The organism is Oleiphilus sp. HI0043 (genome assembly GCF_001634935.1).
On record NZ_LWEY01001629.1, the window covers coordinates 1 to 603 of the forward strand.

The 603-nt window shown below is 46.4% G+C and carries 1 protein-coding gene; it reads right to left on the bottom strand.

Features of this window, described 5'->3' with window-relative positions; genetic code table 11:
- A partial coding sequence (locus A3729_RS24730) for an enoyl-ACP reductase (RefSeq protein ID WP_068634388.1) occupies positions 1–603 on the bottom strand: 603 nt, incomplete at both ends.

The following is a 603-nucleotide window of genomic DNA, read 5'->3' on the forward strand; positions in this document are numbered from 1 at the left end:
GCAGCATTGCCAACTTCGTCAATAGTCACGTTACGTCTAAGTGGTGTTTGCTGTTCATTTTCAGATAGCATTTTTCGGAAGTTCTTAATGCCGGATGCAGCCAATGTACGAATGGGGCCAGCTGATATGGCGTTAACACGCGTTCCTTCAGGCCCAAGGCTACCGGCCATATAACGAACGTTTGCTTCAAGACTGGCCTTTGCCAAGCCCATTACGTTGTAGTTTGGCAAGGTTCTTTCTGAGCCTAAGTAGGTTAGGGTTAGTAATGACCCATTTCGCCCTTTCATTAACTCACGGCTTGCTTTCGCCAAAGCAACAAAGCTATAAGAGCTAATATCATGAGCGATTTGAAAACCTTCACGGGTGGTTACATCAACATAATCACCGTTTAGTTCGTGGGCGGGAGCGTAGCCTACGGAATGCACGATTATATCAATGCCATCCCACACCTTAGCAATCTCTTCGAAGACCTGAGAAATTTGCTCGTCGTCGGCAACATCGCAGGGTAGAATTAGCTTTGATCCCCATGCTTCACCAAACCCTTCAACTCGCTTTTTCAACTTCTCGTTTTGATAGGTTAACGCTATTTCTGCGCCTTCTCGG